Annotated in this window: 4 protein-coding genes; all 4 read left to right on the forward strand. The window is 41.2% G+C overall.

The annotated features are described in order from the left end of the window. The first annotated feature begins 200 nt into the window (after positions 1–200). The 4 genes from AB4238_RS21285 to AB4238_RS21300 all read left to right on the forward strand — a co-directional run bounded on the left by AB4238_RS21285 (position 201) and on the right by AB4238_RS21300 (position 2,918). Complete coding sequence (locus AB4238_RS21285) at positions 201–752, forward strand: N-acetyltransferase family protein (protein ID WP_372035503.1); 552 nt, start codon at positions 201–203, stop codon at positions 750–752. A gap of 20 nt (positions 753–772) precedes the next feature. Continuing rightward, positions 773–2,113, forward strand: coding sequence for an NAD(P)/FAD-dependent oxidoreductase (locus tag AB4238_RS21290; RefSeq protein ID WP_372035505.1), 1,341 nt, complete (start codon positions 773–775; stop codon positions 2,111–2,113). A 68-nt stretch (positions 2,114–2,181) separates the two neighbouring features. Beyond that, complete coding sequence (locus AB4238_RS21295) at positions 2,182–2,457, forward strand: hypothetical protein (RefSeq protein ID WP_371995023.1); 276 nt, start codon at positions 2,182–2,184, stop codon at positions 2,455–2,457. A 131-nt stretch (positions 2,458–2,588) separates the two neighbouring features. After that, positions 2,589–2,918, forward strand: a complete 330-nt coding sequence (locus AB4238_RS21300; RefSeq protein ID WP_371995024.1) for a hypothetical protein — start codon at positions 2,589–2,591, stop codon at positions 2,916–2,918. The last annotated feature ends 599 nt before the right edge of the window (positions 2,919–3,517 follow it).

Here is a 3,517-nt window from a genome sequence, read left to right on the forward strand (position 1 = left end):
AATGCAATTGGTATAAGTACAAACCTAGCTGCACAGTAGATCTACAATTGGACTTACTGGAAACCTAATTAAAAAGCTTTAGGGTACGAGTAAAGTGTCGAAAAATGGTCGTTTTCGGAATAGAACCTGTCTGCAATTCAATATTTGGTTATGGGTATGCTATTGTGCCGAATAATCTTAAAAGGATATCAAAACATAAGATGATTATTGAAATTACAGACGCTCACTTTGACGAAGTGATCAACCTGGGCAATTTGGTTCATGGCGAAGGTTATTTAGACCATAGCACTTTAGCTACTATAGTTGAAAAAGGCTTCAAAAATGGCATTAATAGCTGCTTTGTTGCAAAGGAGTCTGACAAATTACTCGGTTTTAGGTTGACCTACGCCGCCGAGCAATGGGATATAGATAAATGGTGTACACCAAGCGAATGGTCAGTTCCAACTAAGCATGTCGGTTACTTTAAATGCAACACTGTTGCACAAGAGGCTCGAGGTAAAGGCTTAGGTGGAATGCTATTACAGTATTCAGTGGCAGCGCTAAAACGTCAGGGGGCTCAAGCAGGAATTAGCCATCTATGGAAGCAAAGTCCAAATAATTCTGCTGTTCGTTATTTTACTAAAGCCGGAGGCAAGCTTATTAAAGAGCATCCAAATCGATGGAATGATACCAGTGATCATCCCGATTATATTTGTGTTATTTGCGGTTCAAATTGCACCTGTACCGCTAGTGAAATGCTACTGACCTTTTAACTAATACAATAAGCTTTATTATGAATAGTGAACTTTTTGACCCACTTTATAACAGCACTCCTGCTGGGCTAAAGCCTTGCCGTTCTTACTGGGCCAGCACCACATCATTAGGGGTAGCGAGTCCATTATTATCGGGTAATCGAAGTGTTGATGTGGCTGTAATCGGCGGCGGTTATACCGGCTTATTGAGTGCTTATTATCTAGCAACTGAGCACAATATCGATGTCTGCGTGTTGGAAGCCAACCAAGTAGGCTTTGGCGCGTCAGCAAGAAATGCGGGGTTTGTATTAAAGGGCTCAGGAAGATTGGGCTATAAGCAGATGGCAACAAGGTGGGGTCTTGATACAGCTAAAGGTATTTATAATGAATTTAGTGAAGCGGTATCAAGAGTCGATGAACTGATCAACGAGTTTAATATCGATTGCGAGCCACAACAAAAAGGCTATCTTAAAGTCGCACATAACAAGAAAGCATTAGACCAATTACAAAGCGCTGCAGGGTTTATAAAGCGAGAACTTGGAGAGGACGCTGAGTTTATAACGGCTAGTCGTTTTAAAACTGAATTCATGGACCATCAACAAGCCCATGGTGCACTAAGATTAGCTGATGGATTTGGTGTTAATCCGTTAAAATTATTACTTGGTTATAAATCGATGCTGCAAGGGAAGGGCGTTGACCTTTATGAAAATACCTGCGTGACGGAATGGCTTACAGAAGGTAATAAACACCGTCTGATAACCTCTAAAGGGGAAATCACGGCTAACAAGGTCATCACCGCAGGAAACGCCTATACACCAAAGTCGTTCAATGCAAATATTGATAACTGTTACTTACCTATTCTCAGCAATGTGATTGTTACCGAGCCTTTGTCGGAACAGGAGCTACTCAGTTGTGGACTCAATACTCATCAAGTGACAATGGACACCCGCATACTTAAGTATTATTACCGCTTGTTGCCAGATAACAGGCTACTTTTTGGTGGCAGAGGGGCGATACAAGGCAAAGATGCACACAACCCTATCTACCAAAAACGGTTAAAGTTTGCCCTTGATAAGTGTTTTCCACCATTGCGTAATAAGGCTGTCGCTTATAATTGGACTGGTTGGATAGCTGCTGCTCTCGACGACATGCCACACGTTTACGCTTCAAACGGCGTGGGTTATAGCATGGGCTATTGTGGCTCGGGTGTCTCTTTCAGCACGCAAGCGGCGTATAGGTTAGCTGAACAAATCGCAGGAAAACCCGTTCCAGCCTTGCCACTCTATCAAGTACCGCTACCTAAATTCCCATTACCGCAACTTAGGCGTGTCGGTCAATGGGGATATTACCATTATGGTTGGTTAAGAGACCGATTTCTTTAACCTGCTCAACACAGCTCCCGCTAGTTGTGCTACCTTTATAGACTGATTTTTTTATTAGGACAAAGTTCGTGAAAACACCTGTAGACAAGATGCTAGATCAACACCAGCAGCTCGTTCACTCTGAAAATGTATCTGTTTTATCTCATGTTCAACGAGAAAAAGAAGACTGGGTGCTGCATACGGTCATGATAGAGAATTGCGATACACCGTTTAAATTTAAACGCCGTAAAAAATATAAATGCTTAAAAGGTGCGCGAGTCAATATGACATACTATAGCGCTACAGAAGGCATCGCAGGGTTTGAAATTGATGTGTTTAAAGTGGTACGTATAAAACGTAGTTAACATAGTCATGTGAATACATGCAGTTACGCCTCTCATCCGATTAAGCCTAGGTACAGCTAACAAGCAATATAATCTCTTATAGAAAGTGACTTCCATCGTAAGTGGAAAATCTTATTTTTGAGAGGTGTTAGATGTATACAAGTAGACAACTAAATAGGCAGCATGCAGGTTTAGCAGCACAGATTATAGTTGATGAAAAACTATCGGTTTTATGCGACTCAGTGCAAACATCAATTAAGCTAACACAGCGAGCATTACTCAAACGATGTCTAGAGAGTAACCTTATCTCCTCAATGACATTACTCAGTCACAAATCTGAAGCGCTTGAACTACATAGAGCAATTTTGAGTGCTGAGTTAGGTGAAGTAGAACAAAAGATATTATTGGGTTATATCGACCAAAATATTGAAATGATAGATGACTACCTTTGCATGAATCCTAAAGTGCAAGAAAAACACTAGTCCCTATTCTATCGTTCAGTAAGAGTTTAGCGACTCGATCGTTGCTGCATATTATAGTTCTACCTTGCATTGTCTGGCGCACATTTGATTAGTGCGCCAAAATTACTCGTAATTGTGTAACGCCTTGTATTAAATCTGATAAAATCCTGCTCTACGTCAACTCTTAGCTGCTCTTAAGCGGGAGTTGTTGTTACTGTATAATCTTTTTATGCCTTAGCATCGCAGCTTCGCACTAACTCTTAAATCCATATAGTCGTGTATCAAATCCGATAGCAAAGCATACAATGTTGTGGCAATTTTTTACCTCAGCCGGACTACGTACACCACTTAGTCTCGCTACTCCACCTACGCATTGGCAATAACCATTTCTTTACCAGTGTGCTTTTTTTTGCAAAAACTGAGGGGCGCTGAACGGGTCAAATACTTAATGGGCTTTACTCAGTGTTATTGATTTTACCAAAGGAATGACCATTGGTGGCAATCAATGCCGTGAATAAAGTCCGTTAGATCCCTACTGAACCATGCAGCTTCAGGTAGAAGGGGATAGTTTATTAGCGCTAGACACAAAAAAGCCCAGCATTGCTGTAATGCCGATCATT

The sequence above is a fragment of the Shewanella sp. 10N.286.45.A1 genome (genome assembly GCF_041470405.1).
Classification (GTDB): Bacteria; Pseudomonadota; Gammaproteobacteria; order Enterobacterales; family Shewanellaceae; genus Shewanella.